Origin of the sequence: Lentilactobacillus kosonis, assembly GCF_003864335.1 — a bacterium.
GTDB classification, from domain to species: domain Bacteria; phylum Bacillota; class Bacilli; order Lactobacillales; family Lactobacillaceae; genus Lentilactobacillus; species Lentilactobacillus kosonis.
The window spans coordinates 1-1,336 of the sequence record NZ_BEXA01000019.1 but is presented as its reverse complement, the minus strand read 5'-3'; the positions used below and the strand labels follow the sequence as shown (position 1 = coordinate 1,336).

At 38.2% G+C, this 1,336-nt stretch carries 1 protein-coding gene; it reads left to right on the top strand.

All coding sequences use genetic code 11. The features are described 5' to 3' along the window. Positions 1–177: 177 nt before the first annotated feature. The coding region (locus NBRC111893_RS10525) for a hypothetical protein (protein ID WP_148094906.1) at positions 178–1,336 on the top strand (1,159 nt) is incomplete at its 3' end.

Sequence of the window (1,336 nt, the reverse complement as noted above, 5' to 3'; positions counted from 1 at the left end):
CCATGTAAAGAAAGTAAAAATCAATCAATGCTAGTCATTGATTGATTTTTTGTGGGGAAATTAATCATGAAATAATTTATGGTTTACAATAAATTATGGTAATAGTAGCTAAAGCATGCTATTATGATTGTGTAAAATTTAATTTGATAAAACACTTATATAAATAGGGGGAGCAAAATGAAAAAGAATGGTTGCAATTACCGTGGCTTACTTGCATCCACAGTGTTTCTGTCTGCAGGAGTTCTGCTCACAGTCGCACCTGTTAATGTTAAGGCAGCGAATAATAATTCAAGCACAATGGCAACTACTGTAATCGCTAGTAATAATGCTAGTAGCAATACAGGTTCAGCTACTACTGATCAATCAGCAGACAATACAGTTAATTCGACAAATGTAGTTAGTTATGATAGCTCGGACAGTATTGATGATGGCAATGATAATCAATCTAATATTAGTAATAATGCTGATATAGTAACTATGAATAGTAGTGAACAAGATAATAATGTCGATAATGATAGTGAAGCACAGGGGAATATTAGCCCAAGTGATCCGACCGAGAGTCAAGTGACAAGTACAGCAGACGCTTCAACTGATACAAATACTGCACAAGCTGAAGTGTCGCAAGAAACGGTTTCTCCTGAATATTCTCAGACAGAAACATTGGAAAATAATGTTGATAATCAGAGCAATTCAGCGATTTCAGCAGATGATTCAAACAAGTCCGATAATCAAGCCGAAGAAAAATCTGATATGACTCAGGCAAAGCTTCAATCTGTTTCAAAGAGTGACAATCAAGTCCAAGTTGAATCGGCTAATAAAGAAAATTCTGCTAAACAGTTAATGGCATACAGTTCACCGGTAGCAACGAACAATAAGTATCAATTTAAAACGGCCTCTGTTGCTGCGGCTGTTCAAAGTACCCAATGGACATGGCTACCAGTACCTATATATATTCCTGGAAGATTAGTTGATGCGACGATTGGTGCTATTACTAGTATTCCTGGATTAAGTGGGTTAGGTGGACCACTTAACGCAATTAGATATGTATTGACGCCACCATGGGCAATCGCATTGAATTCTGCAAGCGGGTTGTTAAATAATATGATTGTTAGTGGATTAACTAACTTATTCCCTAATAATAGTTCAATTCAAACAATTATCGGAGAATTGGAAAATCCATTACTTGGAGATTCACTGCCAATAAGAATTTTCTTACCAATCCCACTGGTCACACCACCAACGACGCCGGAAACCCCAGTAACACCACCAACGACGCCGGAAACCCCAGTGACACCACCAACGACGCCAGAAACCCCCAGTAACACCACCAACGACG